The sequence below is a fragment of the Mitsuokella multacida DSM 20544 genome (assembly GCF_000155955.1).
Lineage (GTDB): Bacteria > Bacillota > Negativicutes > Selenomonadales > Selenomonadaceae > Mitsuokella > Mitsuokella multacida.
Map to the genome: position 1 here is coordinate 543,604 of NZ_GG697142.2, position 16,052 is coordinate 559,655.

31 protein-coding genes are annotated in these 16,052 nt (G+C 54.8%); all 31 read left to right on the forward strand.

Features of this window, described 5'->3' with window-relative positions:
* The first annotated feature begins 2 nt into the window (after window positions 1-2).
* The 31 genes from tuf (at window position 3) to rplQ (ending at window position 15,888) form a co-directional block, all read left to right on the forward strand.
* Window positions 3-1,196, forward strand: a complete 1,194-nt coding sequence (tuf, locus tag MITSMUL_RS09330; protein ID WP_005842093.1) for an elongation factor Tu — start codon at window positions 3-5, stop codon at window positions 1,194-1,196.
* Between the two features lie 175 nt (window positions 1,197-1,371).
* Complete coding sequence (gene rpsJ, locus MITSMUL_RS09335; protein ID WP_029540488.1) at window positions 1,372-1,683, forward strand: 30S ribosomal protein S10; 312 nt, start codon at window positions 1,372-1,374, stop codon at window positions 1,681-1,683.
* Window positions 1,684-1,701: 18 nt separating this feature from the next.
* Entirely contained in the window at window positions 1,702-2,346 is a 645-nt protein-coding gene (gene rplC / locus MITSMUL_RS09340; protein ID WP_005842096.1) for a 50S ribosomal protein L3, read from the forward strand.
* A gap of 23 nt (window positions 2,347-2,369) precedes the next feature.
* Window positions 2,370-2,993 (forward strand): 50S ribosomal protein L4, encoded by a 624-nt coding sequence (gene rplD / locus MITSMUL_RS09345; protein WP_005842098.1) that lies wholly within the window; start codon window positions 2,370-2,372, stop codon window positions 2,991-2,993.
* A complete protein-coding gene (rplW, locus tag MITSMUL_RS09350) occupies window positions 2,993-3,274 on the forward strand; it encodes a 50S ribosomal protein L23 (protein ID WP_005842100.1) in 282 nt (93 codons plus the stop codon). Before rplD ends, rplW begins: the two co-directional genes overlap by 1 nt.
* A 23-nt stretch (window positions 3,275-3,297) precedes the next feature.
* Entirely contained in the window at window positions 3,298-4,125 is an 828-nt protein-coding gene (rplB, locus tag MITSMUL_RS09355; protein WP_071599949.1) for a 50S ribosomal protein L2, read from the forward strand.
* Window positions 4,126-4,174: 49 nt separating this feature from the next.
* Window positions 4,175-4,456: a 30S ribosomal protein S19 gene (gene rpsS, locus MITSMUL_RS09360; protein ID WP_040636161.1), complete on the forward strand. Its 282-nt coding sequence runs from the start codon at window positions 4,175-4,177 to the stop codon at window positions 4,454-4,456.
* A 21-nt stretch (window positions 4,457-4,477) separates the two neighbouring features.
* Window positions 4,478-4,813: a 50S ribosomal protein L22 gene (gene rplV, locus MITSMUL_RS09365; RefSeq protein WP_040636162.1), complete on the forward strand. Its 336-nt coding sequence runs from the start codon at window positions 4,478-4,480 to the stop codon at window positions 4,811-4,813.
* A gap of 17 nt (window positions 4,814-4,830) precedes the next feature.
* Complete coding sequence (gene rpsC, locus MITSMUL_RS09370) at window positions 4,831-5,499, forward strand: 30S ribosomal protein S3 (RefSeq protein ID WP_005842107.1); 669 nt, start codon at window positions 4,831-4,833, stop codon at window positions 5,497-5,499.
* Complete coding sequence (gene rplP, locus MITSMUL_RS09375; protein WP_005842109.1) at window positions 5,499-5,942, forward strand: 50S ribosomal protein L16; 444 nt, start codon at window positions 5,499-5,501, stop codon at window positions 5,940-5,942. Before rpsC ends, rplP begins: the two co-directional genes overlap by 1 nt.
* Window positions 5,932-6,126, forward strand: coding sequence for a 50S ribosomal protein L29 (rpmC, locus tag MITSMUL_RS09380; RefSeq protein ID WP_005842110.1), 195 nt, complete (start codon window positions 5,932-5,934; stop codon window positions 6,124-6,126). The genes rplP and rpmC overlap by 11 nt, the downstream gene beginning before the upstream one ends.
* Before the next feature lie 38 nt (window positions 6,127-6,164).
* Window positions 6,165-6,422 carry a 30S ribosomal protein S17 gene (gene rpsQ, locus MITSMUL_RS09385; protein ID WP_036377724.1) on the forward strand — a complete coding sequence of 86 codons (258 nt, stop codon included), beginning with the start codon at window positions 6,165-6,167 and terminating at the stop codon, window positions 6,420-6,422.
* A 30-nt stretch (window positions 6,423-6,452) separates the two neighbouring features.
* Complete coding sequence (gene rplN / locus MITSMUL_RS09390; protein ID WP_005842114.1) at window positions 6,453-6,821, forward strand: 50S ribosomal protein L14; 369 nt, start codon at window positions 6,453-6,455, stop codon at window positions 6,819-6,821.
* An 18-nt stretch (window positions 6,822-6,839) separates the two neighbouring features.
* Window positions 6,840-7,172, forward strand: coding sequence for a 50S ribosomal protein L24 (gene rplX, locus MITSMUL_RS09395; protein WP_005842116.1), 333 nt, complete (start codon window positions 6,840-6,842; stop codon window positions 7,170-7,172).
* Window positions 7,173-7,192: 20 nt separating this feature from the next.
* Window positions 7,193-7,732 (forward strand): 50S ribosomal protein L5, encoded by a 540-nt coding sequence (rplE, locus tag MITSMUL_RS09400; RefSeq protein WP_005842117.1) that lies wholly within the window; start codon window positions 7,193-7,195, stop codon window positions 7,730-7,732.
* Window positions 7,733-7,746: 14 nt separating this feature from the next.
* Window positions 7,747-7,932: a type Z 30S ribosomal protein S14 gene (locus MITSMUL_RS09405; RefSeq protein WP_036377733.1), complete on the forward strand. Its 186-nt coding sequence runs from the start codon at window positions 7,747-7,749 to the stop codon at window positions 7,930-7,932.
* Window positions 7,933-7,965: 33 nt separating this feature from the next.
* Window positions 7,966-8,364 carry a 30S ribosomal protein S8 gene (gene rpsH, locus MITSMUL_RS09410; protein WP_005842120.1) on the forward strand — a complete coding sequence of 133 codons (399 nt, stop codon included), beginning with the start codon at window positions 7,966-7,968 and terminating at the stop codon, window positions 8,362-8,364.
* 22 nt (window positions 8,365-8,386) lie between these two features.
* The gene (gene rplF, locus MITSMUL_RS09415) at window positions 8,387-8,938 is read left to right on the forward strand and encodes a 50S ribosomal protein L6 (protein ID WP_040636167.1); all 552 of its coding nucleotides are present in this window, start codon (window positions 8,387-8,389) and stop codon (window positions 8,936-8,938) included.
* A 30-nt stretch (window positions 8,939-8,968) separates the two neighbouring features.
* Window positions 8,969-9,328, forward strand: coding sequence for a 50S ribosomal protein L18 (rplR, locus tag MITSMUL_RS09420; protein ID WP_005842124.1), 360 nt, complete (start codon window positions 8,969-8,971; stop codon window positions 9,326-9,328).
* 25 nt (window positions 9,329-9,353) lie between these two features.
* The gene (gene rpsE, locus MITSMUL_RS09425) at window positions 9,354-9,860 is read left to right on the forward strand and encodes a 30S ribosomal protein S5 (RefSeq protein ID WP_005842125.1); all 507 of its coding nucleotides are present in this window, start codon (window positions 9,354-9,356) and stop codon (window positions 9,858-9,860) included.
* Window positions 9,861-9,875: 15 nt separating this feature from the next.
* On the forward strand, window positions 9,876-10,061 hold the full coding sequence (rpmD, locus tag MITSMUL_RS09430; RefSeq protein ID WP_005842127.1) for a 50S ribosomal protein L30: 186 nt from the start codon (window positions 9,876-9,878) through the stop codon (window positions 10,059-10,061).
* Window positions 10,062-10,083: 22 nt separating this feature from the next.
* Window positions 10,084-10,524 (forward strand): 50S ribosomal protein L15, encoded by a 441-nt coding sequence (rplO, locus tag MITSMUL_RS09435; RefSeq protein WP_005842128.1) that lies wholly within the window; start codon window positions 10,084-10,086, stop codon window positions 10,522-10,524.
* Window position 10,525: 1 nt separating this feature from the next.
* Window positions 10,526-11,782 carry a preprotein translocase subunit SecY gene (secY, locus tag MITSMUL_RS09440; protein ID WP_005842130.1) on the forward strand — a complete coding sequence of 419 codons (1,257 nt, stop codon included), beginning with the start codon at window positions 10,526-10,528 and terminating at the stop codon, window positions 11,780-11,782.
* A gap of 14 nt (window positions 11,783-11,796) precedes the next feature.
* Complete coding sequence (locus MITSMUL_RS09445; protein WP_005842131.1) at window positions 11,797-12,441, forward strand: adenylate kinase; 645 nt, start codon at window positions 11,797-11,799, stop codon at window positions 12,439-12,441.
* Between the two features lie 193 nt (window positions 12,442-12,634).
* Window positions 12,635-12,853: a translation initiation factor IF-1 gene (gene infA, locus MITSMUL_RS09450; RefSeq protein ID WP_009645081.1), complete on the forward strand. Its 219-nt coding sequence runs from the start codon at window positions 12,635-12,637 to the stop codon at window positions 12,851-12,853.
* 133 nt (window positions 12,854-12,986) lie between these two features.
* A complete protein-coding gene (gene rpmJ, locus MITSMUL_RS12360; protein ID WP_005842139.1) occupies window positions 12,987-13,100 on the forward strand; it encodes a 50S ribosomal protein L36 in 114 nt (37 codons plus the stop codon).
* Between the two features lie 26 nt (window positions 13,101-13,126).
* Entirely contained in the window at window positions 13,127-13,498 is a 372-nt protein-coding gene (rpsM, locus tag MITSMUL_RS09455) for a 30S ribosomal protein S13 (protein ID WP_005842140.1), read from the forward strand.
* Window positions 13,499-13,515: 17 nt separating this feature from the next.
* Window positions 13,516-13,908 carry a 30S ribosomal protein S11 gene (gene rpsK, locus MITSMUL_RS09460; RefSeq protein ID WP_005842142.1) on the forward strand — a complete coding sequence of 131 codons (393 nt, stop codon included), beginning with the start codon at window positions 13,516-13,518 and terminating at the stop codon, window positions 13,906-13,908.
* 19 nt (window positions 13,909-13,927) lie between these two features.
* On the forward strand, window positions 13,928-14,521 hold the full coding sequence (rpsD, locus tag MITSMUL_RS09465; protein ID WP_005842145.1) for a 30S ribosomal protein S4: 594 nt from the start codon (window positions 13,928-13,930) through the stop codon (window positions 14,519-14,521).
* A gap of 49 nt (window positions 14,522-14,570) precedes the next feature.
* The gene (locus MITSMUL_RS09470) at window positions 14,571-15,530 is read left to right on the forward strand and encodes a DNA-directed RNA polymerase subunit alpha (RefSeq protein WP_005842147.1); all 960 of its coding nucleotides are present in this window, start codon (window positions 14,571-14,573) and stop codon (window positions 15,528-15,530) included.
* Window positions 15,531-15,549: 19 nt separating this feature from the next.
* Window positions 15,550-15,888 (forward strand): 50S ribosomal protein L17, encoded by a 339-nt coding sequence (gene rplQ / locus MITSMUL_RS09475; RefSeq protein WP_005842149.1) that lies wholly within the window; start codon window positions 15,550-15,552, stop codon window positions 15,886-15,888.
* Window positions 15,889-16,052: the final 164 nt, after the last annotated feature.

Consider the following 16,052-nt stretch of genomic DNA (forward strand, 5'->3'; position numbering starts at 1 on the left):
CAATGGCTAAAGAAAAGTTTGAAAGAACCAAACCGCATGTTAACATCGGCACCATCGGTCACGTTGACCATGGCAAGACGACGCTGACGGCTGCAATCACGAAGGTTCTCTCCGAGACTCCGGGTTGCAAAGCTTCTTTCGAAGACTATGCTGATATCGATAAGGCTCCGGAGGAGCGCGAGCGCGGTATCACGATCAACACGGCACACGTTGAGTATGAGACGCCGAACCGTCACTATGCACACGTTGACTGCCCGGGCCACGCTGACTATGTCAAGAACATGATCACGGGCGCCGCTCAGATGGATGGTGCTATCCTCGTCGTTTCCGCTGCTGATGGCCCGATGCCGCAGACGCGTGAGCACATCCTGCTCGCTCGCCAGGTCGGTGTTCCGGCAATCGTTGTCTTCCTCAACAAGGTTGACCAGGTTGACGATCCGGAGCTCCTCGAGCTCGTCGAGATGGAAGTTCGCGAGCTGCTCTCCAGCTACGACTTCCCGGGCGATGACATCCCTGTAATCGCTGGTTCCGCTCTGAAGGCCCTCGAAGGCGACGAAGAGCAGAAGAAGAACATCCTCAAGCTCATGGAAGCTGTCGATGAGTACATCCCGACGCCGGTCCGCGACAACGCTAAGCCGTTCCTGATGCCGGTCGAGGATGTCTTCACGATCACGGGCCGTGGTACGGTTGCAACGGGCCGCGTTGAGCGTGGTGAGCTCAAGATGAACGATACGGTTGAGATCGTTGGTCTGCAGGACGAGCCGCGTCAGACGGTTGTCACGGGCATCGAGATGTTCCGCAAGATGCTTGATTTCGCTGAGGCTGGCGATAACATCGGTGCTCTGCTCCGTGGTATCGACCGCAAGGAGATCGAGCGTGGCCAGGTTCTCGCAAAGCCGGGCACGATTCATCCGCACACGAAGTTCAAGGCTCAGGTCTATGTCCTGACGAAAGAAGAAGGCGGCCGTCATACGCCGTTCTTCACGAACTATCGCCCGCAGTTCTACTTCCGCACGACGGACGTAACTGGCGTAGTCAAACTGCCGGAAGGCACGGAGATGGTTATGCCTGGCGATAACGTCGAGATGGAAGTTGAGCTCATCACCCCGATCGCTATCGAGAAGGGCCTGCGCTTCGCTATCCGCGAGGGTGGTCACACGGTTGGTGCTGGCCGCGTAACGGAAATCGAAGGCTAATCTTTCAACTTAATCTTTTCATAAGAGCGGCGCTCGCGTCGCTCTTATTTAAAGGTTAAAATCAATATGGTACCCCCCAATGCGATGACGTGGCAGATGGCTCGGGTGTACCCGAGGGAACTGTTACGGAGAAATGTTTGGGCCAAGAGCCTGGACGATAAGGAGGAAAAACAAATTGTCTAAACAGCAGAAAATCAGAATCCGTTTGAAGGCTTATGATCATAAAGCCCTCGATCAGAGTGCCGTAAAGATTGTCGATACGGCAAAGAAGACTGGTGCAATGGTATCCGGTCCGATTCCTCTTCCGACGGAAAAGAACATCTACACGATCCTGCGTTCCCCGCATGTCAACAAGGACAGCCGTGAGCAGTTTGAAATGCGCACGCATAAGCGCCTGATCGACATCCTGCAGCCGACCAACAAGACGGTCGATGCTCTGATGCGTCTTGACCTGCCGGCAGGCGTAGACATCGAGATCAAACTTTAATCCGAGGAGGTGGAATGAATGTCGAAAGCTATCTTAGGTAGAAAACTTGGTATGACTCAGATCTTCACGGAAGAAGGCAAGGTTGTCCCGGTTACGGTCGTAGAGTCTGGCAACAACGTCGTCATCCAGAACAAGACGGTTGAGTCCGACGGCTATAATGCAGTACAGCTCGGCTTCGGTGAAGTTAAAGAAAATAAAGTAAACAAACCCCTGAAAGGCCATTTCGAGAAGGCAGGCGTCAGCCCTGTAAAGTTCATTCGCGAGATGCGTCTTGCAGATGCTTCTGAATACAAAGTCGGTGACACCATCGGCGTTGACATATTTAGTGCTGGAGAACTTGTTGATGTTACGGGTACTTCCAAGGGCAAGGGTTTTGCCGGCGGTATCAAGCGTCACAACTTCGCTCGCGGTCCTATGGGCCACGGCTCCAAATCCCATCGTGAGCCGGGTTCCACGGGTGCCATGATCTCCGGTCCTGGCGGACGTGTCCTCAAGGGCAAGAAGCTGCCGGGCCGCATGGGTGGCGAGCGCGTTACGGTTCAGCGCCTCACGGTCGTCCGTGTGGATGCAGACCGTAACCTCATCCTCATCAAGGGTGCGATTCCGGGCCCGAAGAAGAGCTTCGTTGTGATCAAGAACACCGTTAAGCCGGGCAAAAACTGATTGGAAGGAGGACACCAACAATTATGGCTACAGTAGCAGTTTATGACATCACCAACAATCAGGTTGGCGATATCGAATTGAATGACAGCATCTTCGGCGTAGAGATGAATGCAGGCCTCCTGCATCAGGCCGTCGTGATGCAGCTCGCAGCTCAGCGCCTCGGCACGCATGCCACGAAGACGCGCGGCTTTGTCCGCGGTGGCGGCCGCAAGCCGTGGAAGCAGAAGGGCACGGGCCGTGCACGTGCTGGTTCGACGCGCAGCCCGCTGTGGGTTGGCGGTGGTACGGTCTTCGGACCGCATCCGCGCAAGTATGCGTTCAGCATGCCGCGCAAGCAGCGTCGCCTCGCACTCAAGTGCGCACTTTCCGATAAGGTCAAGAGCGGTGATCTCATCGTCCTCGAGAGCCTCGACTTCGATGCTCCGAAGACGAAGCAGGTCGTCAAGATGCTCGGTGACTTCGGCGTCGATTCCAAGGCTCTCTTCATCACGGCTGATGAAGCTGAGAACGTTGAGAAATCCGCACGCAACATCCCGGGTGCAAAGGCCATCCAGGCTCTCGGCCTGAATGTCTATGATATCCTTCATCATGACAAGCTGTTCATCACGAAGGATGCCATCACCCGTATCGAGGAGGTATTCGCATAATGGAAGCACGTGATATCCTGATCCGTCCGCTGATCACTGAGAGAACGACTCAGCTCATGGCTGAAGGCAAGTACGTCTTCGTTGTTGCGAAAGCAGCCAACAAGATCGAGATTGCCAAAGCAGTCGCTGAGATCTTCAAAGTCAAAGTTGAGAAAGTCAATACGGTCAACGTACTTGGCAAAACGAAACGCATGGGCCGCACGTCTGGCAAGCGCCCTGACTATAAAAAAGCCATCGTGAAGCTCGCTGCTGGCGAAAGCATCGAGTTCTTCGAGGCATAATCGAGAAAAGGAGGTACATTTAAGTGGCAGTAAAGAGTTTTAAACCATATTCTGCAGGCCGACGCTTCATGACGGTCGCATCGTTCGATGAGATCACGGCAAGCAAGCCTGAGAAGTCCCTGACGGAACGCCTGAAGAAGAACGGCGGCCGTAACCAGCAGGGCCGCCTGACCGTCCGCCACCAGGGCGGCGGCCATAAGCGCCTCTATCGCGTGATCGACTTCAAGCGCACGAAGGACGGTATCCCGGCTCGCGTCGCAACGATCGAGTACGATCCGAACCGCAGCGCCCGCATCGCTCTGCTCAACTACGTTGACGGCGAGAAGCGCTACATCCTCGCACCGAACGGCCTCAAGGTCGGCGATCAGGTCGTTTCCGGCCCGGACGCTGATATCAAGGTTGGCAACGCGCTCCCGCTCAAGAACATCCCGGTCGGCACGACGGTCCACAATGTCGAGCTCAAGATCGGCAAGGGCGCACAGCTCGTCCGCAGCGCTGGCACGTCCGCACAGCTCATGGCTAAGGAAGGCGATTATGCACTCCTCCGCATGCCGTCTGGTGAGCTCCGCAAGGTGCACATCAATTGCCGCGCTACGATCGGTGAAGTCGGCAACCTCGAGCACGAGAACATCACGCTCGGTAAGGCTGGCCGCAACCGTTGGCTCGGCGTTCGCCCGGAGAACCGCGGCGTCGCGATGAACCCGAACGACCATCCGCATGGCGGCGGCGAGGGCCGCTCCCCTGTTGGCCGCAAGCACCCTGTTACGAAATGGGGCAAATGCGCTATGGGTGCCAAGACCCGTCGCAAGAAAGCATCCGACAAGCTCATCGTCAAAGGACGCACGAAATAATAGAAATCGACAGGCAGCCTAGTGCCGCCTGACGAAAGGAGGAGACACTTTGTCAAGATCTATTAAAAAAGGACCTTACGTTGCAGAGAGCCTGATGAAGAAGATCACGGCCCTGAACGAGGCTAACGATAAGAAGGTTGTCAAGACCTGGTCGAGAAGTTCCACGATTTTCCCGGATTTCGTCGGTCACACGATTGCTGTCCACGATGGCCGCAAGCACGTACCGGTTTACATCACGGAAGACATGGTTGGCCACAAGCTCGGTGAGTTCGCACCGACGCGCACGTTCAAAGGCCATGCCGGCGAAGAGAGAAAGACCTCTCTGAAGTAATTTTGCGAAAGGAGAATCCTTGTGGAATCGAAAGCAGTAGCTAAATATGTTCGCATCGCTCCGCGCAAAGTTCGCGTCGTCATGGATCTGATCCGTGGCAAGAACGTCGCTGAAGCGTTCGCGATTCTGAAATTCACGCCGAAGGCTGGTGCCGAGGTAGTTGAGAAAGTCCTGCGTTCCGCTGTTGCCAACGCAGAGAACAACTTTGATATGGACGTCGATAAGCTCTACGTCAAGACGGCGTTTGCTGATCAGGGCCCGACGCTCAAGCGTATCCATCCGCGTTCCCGTGGACAGGCGTTCAAGATCTTGAAGCGTACGTCCCATGTAACCATCGTCGTCGACGAGAAGAACTGAGCAAGGAGGGAAACGGTTTGGGTCAGAAAGTAAATCCGCATGGTATTCGTCTTGGCATCGTCAAGACTTGGGATGCTAAGTGGTATGCAGACAAAGATTTTGCAGATAACCTGCATGAAGATATCAAAATCCGTGACTATCTGAAGAACAGCCTTCAGGCAGCCGGTGTGTCCAGAATCGAGACGGAGCGCAGCAAGAACCGTCTGAAGCTCACGATCCATACGGCAAAGCCGGGCATGGTCATCGGCCGTGGCGGTTCGGGCATCGAGCAGATCAAAGAGGGTCTGAAGAACTACACGACGAAGCGCGTGGACATCAACATCGCAGAGATCAAGCAGCCGGATATGGATGCAACGCTGGTCGCTGAGAACATCGCTCAGCAGCTCGAGCGCCGCATCGCCTTCCGCCGCGCGATGAAGCAGGCCGTTGGCCGCACGATGCGTCTCGGCGCTAAGGGTATCAAGATCGCTTGCAGCGGTCGCCTTGGCGGTGCAGAGATCGCACGTAAGGAATCCTATCGTGAAGGAAGTATCCCACTTCATACGCTCCGTGCTGATATCGACTACGGTACGGCAGAAGCTCATACGACTTATGGCCGCATCGGCATCAAGGTCTGGATCTTCAAGGGCGAAGTTCTTCCGGAAAGAAAGCAGGCAAAGACTGCAGCTGAAGGGAGCGAAGCTTAATGTTATTACCAAAGAGAGTCAAATACCGCAAACAGTTCCGTGGCCGCATGAAGGGCAAGGCTCATCGCGGCAATACGCTGAGCCATGGCCAGTACGGTCTCGTCGCACTTGAGCCGGCATGGATCACGAACCGCCAGATCGAGGCAGCTCGTATCGCCATGACGCGTTACATCAAGCGCGGTGGCCAGGTCTGGATCAAGATTTTCCCGGACAAGCCGGTAACGGCTAAGCCGGCTGAGACGCGCATGGGTTCCGGTAAAGGTTCGCCGGAGTACTGGGTTGCCGTCGTGAAGCCGGGCCGTGTGCTCTTCGAGATGGATGGCGTTTCCAAGGAGATCGCCATGGAAGCAATGCGTCTCGCAGGCCACAAGCTCCCGATCAAGACGAAGTTCGTTATGAAGGAAGACAATAAAGCAGAGGGCGGTGAAGTAAATGAAGGTTAATGAGATTCGCGAGATGAACGCTGAGGAACTCAACCAGAAGCTTGCTTCGCTCAAAGAGGAACTTTTCAACCTCCGTTTCCAGCTCGCCACCGGCCAGCTCGAAAACCCGATGCGTATCAAGGAAGTAAAGAAGACGATCGCCCGCATCAAGACGATCCAGCGTGAGAACGAGCTCAAGGCTTGATCACGGAAACTGATATGCAAGAGGAAGGAGGCTCCCTGATGAGCGAAAGAAACGTACGTAAGACTAAGATTGGTAAAGTCATCTCCGATAAGATGGACAAGACCGTTGTTGTTGCAGTCGAGGAACTCGAGCAGCACAAGCTTTACAAGAAGCCGGTCAAGAGAACGGTCAAATTCCACGCACACGACGAGAAGAACGACGCACATGTAGGCGACAAGGTTTCCATCATGGAAACGCGCCCGCTGTCCAAGACGAAGCGCTGGAGAGTCGTTGAAGTCGTAGAACGCGCGAAATAATCCCAAATTATCGAAGAAGGAGGTCAAACAATGATCCAACAGCAAACCATCCTGAATGTTGGTGACAACACTGGTGCGAAAGAAATCATGTGCATCCGTGTTCTCGGCGGTTCCTACCGTAAATACGCTAACATTGGTGATATCATCGTAGCTGCAGTCAAGTCTGCTGCTCCGGGCGGCACGGTCAAGAAGGGCGATGTCGTGAAGGCAGTCGTAGTCCGCAGCGTCAAGGGCCTGCGCCGTGCAGATGGCTCCTACATCCGTTTCGACGAGAATGCAGCCGTCATCATCAAGGACGACAAGACGCCGAAAGGCACGCGTATTTTTGGACCGGTAGCCAGAGAGCTTCGCGATAAAGACTTCATGAAGATCGTTTCCCTGGCTCCTGAAGTACTTTAATTGTGAGGAGGTGCTATTTTGTCACTCGTAAAACTGAACGTTAAGAAGGGCGACACGGTCGTCGTGCTGTCCGGCAAAGATAAAGGCAAGCAGGGCAAAGTCATCGCAGCTATGCCGAAGAAGGGTAAGGTTGTCGTCGAGGGCGTCAACAAAGTGAAGCGTCACACGAAGCCGAACCAGAAGGCTCCGCAGGGCGGCATCCTCGTCAAGGAAGCCCCGATGCATGCCTGCAAGGTCATGGTAGTCTGCCCGGCCTGCAAGAAGGCAACGCGTGTTGCCCACAAGGAAGTCAATGGCAAGATGGTCCGCGCTTGCAAGAAGTGCGGCGAAGTCATCGACCAGACGAAATAATCCGGAAAGGAGGAGCATAAGTGGATAGATTACAGGAAAAATACCAGAACGAAGTCTGCAAGGCCATGACGGAGAAGTTTGGCTACAAGAACGTGATGCAGCTTCCGAAGATCGAGAAAGTCATCATCAACATGGGTGTCGGTGAAGCCGTTGGCAACCCGAAGGCCCTCGATGCAGCCGTGAATGATCTGACGATCATCTCGGGCCAGAAGCCGCTCCTGACGCGTGCGAAGAAGTCCCTCGCCGCTTGGAAACTGCGTGAAGGCATGCCAATCGGCTGCAAGGTCACGCTGCGCGGCACGCGCATGTACCAGTTCCTCGACAAGTTCATGAACGTCGCACTCCCGCGCGTCCGTGACTTCCGTGGTGTTTCGGACAAGGCGTTCGACGGTCGCGGCAACTACGCTGTCGGCCTCAAAGAGCAGCTCATCTTCCCGGAAATCGAATACGATAAGATCGATAAGATCCGTGGCATGAACATTGTTATTGTTACGACGGCACAGACGGATGAAGAAGCCAGAGAGCTCCTGAAACTCATGGGTATGCCGTTCAAAGCATAAGGAGGTAAGGAAACTTGGCTAAGAAGTCTATGATTGAGAAGTGGAGCAAAGAACCGAAGTTCTCCACGCGCGGCTACAACCGCTGCAAGATCTGCGGCCGTCCGCATGGTTATATGCGCAAGTTCGACATGTGCCGTATCTGCTTCCGCGAGCAGAGCTACAAAGGCGCTATCCCTGGTGTAACGAAAGCCAGCTGGTAATTTTGACATTTTGAAAGGAGGATATCGGTTCACATGGTAATGACTGATCCTATTGCAGATATGCTGACCCGTTTGCGCAATGCAAACTCTGTATTCCACGAGAAGGTGGAAATCCCGGCTTCCAAGATCAAGACCGCTATTGCAGAGGTCCTGAAGGAAGAGGGCTTCATCAAAGACTACACGTTCACGGAGGACAACAAGCAGGGCGTTCTCACGATCGACCTCAAGTACGGTCCGCAGCGTGAGAAAGTCATCTCCGGTATCAAACGCATTTCGAAACCGGGCCTTCGCCAGTACGCAAAGCACGACGAGCTTCCGCGCGTCCTGGGCGGCCTTGGCATCGCCATCATCTCGACCTCGCAGGGCATCATGAGCGACAAGCAGGCCCGCAAGGCTGGTCTCGGCGGCGAAGTCATCGCTTACGTTTGGTAATTAGTAGTCAGGAGGTGTACAGATGTCAAGAATTGGTAGAGCACCGATTGAAATCCCGGCTGGCGTAACGGTTACGCTCGGCGAGGACAATCTGGTGAAAGTAAAGGGCCCGAAAGGTGAACTTTCCCGCCACATTCATCCGGATATGAAAGTAACCGTCGAAGGCAACGTTATCACGGTAACGCGTCCTTCCGACGATAAAACGCACAGATCTCTCCATGGTCTCAGCCGCACGCTGATCCACAACATGGTCGTCGGCGTAACGGAAGGCTTCTCCAAGAGCCTCGAAATCAACGGCGTTGGTTATCGTGCCCAGAAGCAGGGCAAGAACCTCAACCTCTCCCTTGGTTTCTCCCATCCGGTCATCGTTGAGCCGCCGCAGGGTGTCGAGTTCGACGTCCCGTCGGCCAATGCCATCACGGTCAAGGGCATCGACAAGGAAGTTGTCGGCCAGATCGCTGCGGAGATCCGCGGCTTCCGTGAGCCGGAGCCGTACAAAGGCAAGGGTATCAAGTACGCTGGTGAGCACATCCGCCGCAAGGAAGGTAAAGCCGGCGCCAAGGGCAAGAAATAAGGACCAAATTCTAGAAAGGAGTGAATCTCTGTGCTTCTTAAAGCAGATAAGAACAAGGCACGCCAGAAACGTCATCTGCGCGTCCGCAACCATATCGCAGGTACGGCGGCTCGTCCGCGCCTCAACGTATATCGCAGCCTCGCGAACATCTACGCGCAGGTCATCGATGATGAGAAGGGCGTAACGCTCGTCTCTGCTAGCTCCCAGGACAAGGGTTTCGAGAACTACGGCGGCAACATCGAAGCTGCAAAGGCTATCGGTACGGAAATCGCTAAGCGCGCTCTCGAAAAGGGCATCACGGAAGTCGTATTCGACCGTGGCGGCTATGTTTACCATGGCCGTGTCGCCGCACTCGCTGAAGCAGCCCGTGAAGCTGGGCTGAAATTCTAAGAAAGCGTCCAAAGGAGGTAAATGAATGGCTAGAAATATGGACAACGAGACTCCTGAGTTCGAGGAGAAAGTTGTATATATCAATCGAGTAGCAAAAGTCGTCAAGGGCGGCCGCCGTTTCTCGTTCAGTGCCCTTGTTGTCGTCGGCAACAAGAAAGGCAAGGTAGGCGTTGGCCTCGGCAAGGCTGCTGAGGTTCCGGAGGCAATCCGCAAGGGCGTCGAGGATGCAAAGAAGAACCTCGTCGAAGTTGCTCTCTACGACAACCGCACGATCCCGCATGAGATGATCGGCATCTTCGGTGCTGGCAAAGTCATGATGAAGCCGGCTGCCAAAGGTACTGGTGTCATCGCCGGCGGCCCGGCTCGTGCCGTCCTCGAGCTCGCTGGTATCCGCGATATCCTGACGAAGTCCCTCGGTTCTGCAAACCCGAACAACATGGTTCGCGCAACGATGGAAGGCCTCAAGTCACTCAAGCGTGCTGAGGCTGTCGCTGAGCTCCGTGGCAAGACGGTCCAGGAAATCTTAGGTTAATAGGAGGCTCACAAAATGGCAAAAGTTAAAGTCACGCTGAAGAGAAGCTTGATCGGTCGCCCGGAAACGCAGCGCAAGACCGTTCGTGCTCTTGGACTGCGCAAGATCAACTCCGTTGTTGAGCTCCCGGATAACCCGGCCATCCGTGGCCAGCTCCACAAAGTAGAGCATCTGATCCAGGTAGAAGAAATCGCAGACTGAGACGAGACAGGAGGTGCACTAGATGAAGTTACATGAATTACAGCCAGCAGCTGGTTCCCGCAAGGTCCGCAACCGCGTCGGCCGCGGCCTCGGCTCCGGCAATGGCAAGACGGCTGGTCGCGGCATGAAGGGCCAGAATTCCCGCAGCGGCGGCGGCGTTCGCACGGGTTTTGAAGGCGGCCAGATGCCGATTTACCGTCGTCTGCCGAAGCGCGGCTTCAAGAACGTCTGGGCTAAGACGTTCGCTGAAGTCAACGTTGAGACGCTCAACCGCTTCGAAGACGGCACGACGGTCGATCCGGTCGTGCTCGTAGAGTCCGGCATCCTGAAGAACGTTCAGGATGGTATCCGCATCCTCGGCAATGGCGAACTCACGAAGAAGCTGACGGTCCGCGCCAACGGCTTCACGAAGTCCGCAGAAGAGAAGATTACGGCAGCAGGTGGCAAAGTCGAGGTGATCTGAGGTGCTTTCAGCCCTTGGCAACATCTTTAAGATACCGGAACTCCGGCAGAAGATCATCTTCACGTTGATCATGTTTGCCATCTTCCGCATGGGGACGCACATCCCCGTGCCGGGAGTAGACCCGACTGCGATCGAGAAACTCTTCGCAAACGGCAATCTGTTCGGTCTCTTAGACCTTTTTTCCGGTGGTGCGTTCAGTAAGTTCTCCATCTTCGCGATGAGCATCACGCCGTACATCAATGCGGCGATCATCATCCAGCTCCTCAACGTCGTCATCCCGACCCTCGAACAGTGGTCGAAGGAAGGCGAGGAGGGGCACAAGAAGACGACGCAGGTCACGCGCTATCTCACAGTCGTGTTGGCTTTCCTGCAGGCGATCGGCATGTCCATCGGCCTGAAGGCAGCCATCCTGAATCCGAATCCCGTCAACATCCTGATCATCGCGATCACGCTGACGGCGGGCACGGTATTCCTCATGTGGGTCGGCGAGCAGATCACGGCGCAGGGTGTCGGCAATGGTATCTCGCTTATCATCTTTGCCGGCATCGTTGCGGCCCTGCCGAAGAACCTCGGGACGATCTACCACTACGTACAGGCTGGCACGATCAGCTATTTCAGCGTGTTCATGTTCGGCGTCATCGCGCTCGCGATGGTCGTCTTCGTCATCCACGTTGAGACAGGCTTCCGCCGCATCCCGATCTCCTACGCCAAGCGCGTGGTCGGTCAGAGAGCGTACGGCGGTCATTCCAGCCACATCCCGCTGAAAGTCAATCAGGCGGGCGTCATTCCCATCATCTTTGCGTCATCCGTGCTGATGTTCCCGGTGACTGTGGCCCAGTTCATTGACGTGCCCTGGGTCAAGACGGTGGCCAGCTACCTCGAGTGGGGCAAGCCGCTGCAGACGGCGCTCTACGTCGGGCTGATCATCTTCTTCACGTATTTCTACACGGCTGTTACCGTAAAGATCCCGGATATGGCGGACAATCTGAAGAAATACGGCGGCTTCATCCCGGGCATCCGCCCCGGTAAGCCGACCGCAGATTATTTGGATCATGTCCTGACGCGTATCACGCTGGCGGGCTCCGTGTTCCTGGCCTTCATCGCCGTCCTCCCGAATATGATTGCTGCGGCAACGCATATCGAGGGTGTCTACTTCGGCGGTACGGCCCTGCTCATCGTCGTCGGTGTCGCACTGCAGACGATGAAGCAGATCGAGTCCATGGTCGTCATGCGTCATTACGAAGGGTTCATGAAATAAGAGGAGGAAGCATCATGCATATCTTGTTAATGGGCCCCCCGGGTGCCGGTAAGGGCACGCAGGCGGCTGAGCTCGTCAAAGCATTCGACATCCCGCATATCTCCACGGGCGACATGTTCCGCGCCGCGGTCAAAGAGGGAACGGAGCTCGGCAAGCAGGCCAAAGCGTGCATGGACGCAGGCAAGCTCGTCCCGGATTCCGTCACGATCGGCATCGTGCGCGAGCGTCTCGCCAAAGACGACTGCAAGAAGGGATTCATCCTCGATGGCTTCCCGCGCACGGTCGAGCAGGCAGATGCCCTGACGGGTATCCTCAAGGACCTCGGCCTCACGCTCACGCGTGTGCTGAACATCAGCGTCCCGGCGGAAGACCTCATCGAGCGTGCCGTCGGCCGCCGCATCTGCAAGAAGTGCGGTGCGACGTATCACACGAAGTTCAACCCTCCGAAGAAAGAGGGCATCTGCGATGTGTGCGGCAGCGAGCTCTTCCAGCGTGCGGACGACACGGCAGAGACGATGAAGAATCGCCTTTCCGTATACGAGGCTTCCACGAAGCCGCTCATCGACTACTACAAGGCAGCCGGTGTCTATACGGAAGTCGATGGCAGACAGCCCATCGAGAAAGTCACGCAGGACCTCATCGAGGTACTCAAGGCTTGACCGAGGCGCTCGCCATCACCAGATCCGAATGATAGAAGTCATTGTAAGGGCGGCCATTGGCCGCCCATTGCAATGATATATGTAATTTTTAGAAGAATAACCTGTTGTTGGGCATGGCATTGGAAAATCACACTCCTTAGATGAGATGACTTTGGCCCAACCAATTTCCATGAAGCATAAAGGGAGAAATGACATGTCGAAGCAAGATGTTATTGAAGTAGAAGGCAAAGTCCTGGAGGCACTGCCGAACGCAATGTTCCAGGTCGAGCTTGAGAATGGTCATGTTGTACTGGCGCATGTATCCGGTAAGATCCGCATGAATTTCATCCGCATCCTTCCCGGTGACAAAGTCACGATCGAACTCACGCCTTATGACTTAACGCGTGGCCGTATAACCTACCGATTCAAATAAGCCAGGCTGTTCATCTTGCCCATTGCGAAAAAATATTTGACTTTTTTCGCCTCTGCCACTAGGCAGAACCGTGGAAACATGGTATACTAGCAAAATGACAAGGCTGACAATATCGAAAAGGGGGCATATAACGATGAAGGTAAAACCGTCAGTAAAGCGGATTTGCGAGAAATGCAAGATCATCAAGCGCAAAGGCCGTGTAATGGTCATCTGCGAAAATCCGAAACACAAACAGAGACAAGGTTAATGAATGAATAAGGAGGTGCTTTATTAATGGCACGTATTGCCGGTGTAGATTTACCCCGTGACAAGAGAATTGAAATTGCTTTGACGTACATTTTTGGTATTGGTCTCAAGACTTCTCAGGAACTCCTGAAGATGACTGGCATCAATCCGGATACTCGTACGCGAGACCTCACGGAGGACGAAGTTGTAAAACTTCGTGATGTCATCGATAAGAACGTCGTGGTCGAAGGTGACCTTCGCCGCGAGCGCCAGATGAACATCAAGAGACTCGTTGATATCGGCTGCTACCGTGGTCGTCGCCACCGTCTTGGTCTTCCTGTCCGTGGACAGAACACAAAGAACAACGCCCGCACGCGTAAAGGCCCGAAAAAGGCTGTAGCAGGCAAGAAAAAGGACTAATAAAGGAGGGTTAACTGGTGGCAGTTAAGAAAGCAGTTCGCACGAAGAAAAAAGTTCGTAAGAACATTGAATATGGCGTAGCACATATCAGCTCTACGTTCAACAACACAATCGTTACGCTCACCGATAAGAGCGGTAATGCACTTTCCTGGGCCAGCGCTGGTGGCCTCGGTTTCCGCGGCTCCCGCAAGAGCACGCCGTTCGCTGCACAGATGGCAGCTGAGACGGCTGCAAAGGCAGCAATGGAGCACGGCCTCAAGCAGGTCGAAGTTTACGTAAAGGGTCCGGGCGCCGGCCGTGAAGCCGCAATCCGTTCCCTGCAGGCAACGGGCCTTGAAGTCAACATGATCAAGGACGTTACGCCGATCCCGCACAACGGATGCCGTCCGCCGAAGCGTAGAAGAGTATAATAGGAGGTGCATTTAACCGATGGCAATTGATAGAGTACCAGCCCTGAAGAGATGCCGTGCCCTCGGCCTCGAGCCGGCTGTTATTGGTCGTTCCAAAGAATCGAAGCGTCAGCTCCGCCGCACGAACCGCAAGGTCTCCGAGTACGGCACGCAGCTGAAAGAGAAGCAGAAAGCAAAGTTCATCTACGGCGTGCTCGAGAAGCAGTTCCGTGGATACTACGATAAAGCGAAGAAGATGCAGGGCGTCACGGGTGAGAACCTCCTCGGTCTCCTCGAGCGCCGCCTCGACAACGTCGTCTATCGCCTTGGCCTCGCCAACACGCGCCGCCAGGCTCGTCAGCTCGTCCGCCATGGCCACTTCACGGTCAACGGCAAGCGCGTCGACATCCCGTCCGCACTCGTCAACGCTGGCGACGTCATCGCTGTGGCTGAGAAGAGCCAGAGCAATGCCTTCTTCAAGGAGCTCAAGGAGAGCAGCAACGCACTGTCCGCTCCGGCATGGCTCCAGGCCGACCAGGCCAACCTCACGGGTACGGTAACGCGTTTCCCGAACCGTGATGAGATCGATGTTCCTGTCAATGAGCAGGCTATCGTCGAGTTGTACTCCAAATAATGAATATTTGTGCCTGTGCGCATAGTGTTATTGAGGAGGTTCATTCAAGATGATAGACATCGAGAAACCGAAAATTGAAATTGCGGAAATCAGTGAAGACAACCGCTACGGCAAGTTCATCTGCGAGCCGCTCGAGCGCGGCTACGGCACGACGTTCGGCAACAGCCTGCGCCGCATGCTGCTGTCTTCTCTCGAAGGTGCTGCGATTACCTCCATCCGGATCGATGGCGTGCTCCATGAGTTCTCCACGATCCCGGGCGTCCGGGACGATGTCACGAACATCGTCCTCAACCTCAAGGAGCTCTGCCTCAAGATGGCAGGCAACGAGCCGCGGATCATCCGCATCGACGTTGAGGGTGAGAAAGAGGTAACGGCTGCCGACATCATCTGTGATGCCGACATCGAGATCCTTAACCCGGACCTCCACATTGCAACGGTCAACGAGGACGGCAAGCTCAAGATTGAGATGACTGTCGAGCGTGGCCGTGGCTATGTCCCGGCGGACAAGAACAAGAAGCCGGATGATACGATCGGTGTCATCCCGATCGACTCCATCTTCTCCCCGGTAAAGCGCGTGAACTACACGGTACAGGATACGCGTGTAGGCAATGTCACGGACTATGACCGCCTGATCCTCGAAGTCTGGACCGATGGTTCGCTTCGCCCGGAGGAGGCTGTCAGCAAAGCCGCTGGCATCCTTGTCATGCACCTCAAGCTGTTCCAGAACATGGATGGCCTCCCGGAGGAAGAGGAGGAAGAGGAAGCAACCTTCCCAGAGGAGGAAGAAGACGATTCTTCTAAGGTCCTCGACATGACGATCGAAGACCTCGACCTCTCCGTACGTTCCTTCAACTGTCTCAAACGCGCCAACATCAACACGGTCGCAGACCTTGCTGAGAAGACGGAAGATGACATGATGAAGGTCCGCAACCTCGGACGCAAATCTCTTGAAGAAGTCAAGAAGAAGCTCGAGGAACTCGGTTTAACGCTCAAACAAAACAACGACTGACAGGAAAGTAGGGAAATCAATGAGCTACAGAAAATTAGGACGTAACTCCGCAGCCCGCAAGGCGCTGTTCACGAGCATTCTCACTTCCTTCTTCAGATATGGCCGCATTGAGACGACGGAAGCTAAGGCAAAAGAGCTCCGCAAGTTCGCTGAGAACCTCATCACGCTCGCAAAGCGCGGTGACCTCAGCGCTCGTCGCCAGGCAATCGCTGAGCTGGCTGATGAAGATGTAGTAAGAAAGCTTTTCGATGAGATCGCAGGCAAGTACGCTGACCGCCAGGGCGGTTACACGCGTATCCTCAAGCTCGGCGTTCGCCGCGGCGATGCTGCTCCGATGGTCATCATCGAGCTCGTGTAATCCATCTTAGGATTTACGGACATACAAAGGCTGTCTGCCACAAGCAGGCAGTCTTTTTTTGCGTCTCTTGAGAAGTATAGCGTACTAAAAGCGTACTATTTTCGGTCAACTCGTTTTGCCGTTTGTGTTGACCATCAATCTGCGGTATAATGTTGCTATTGATT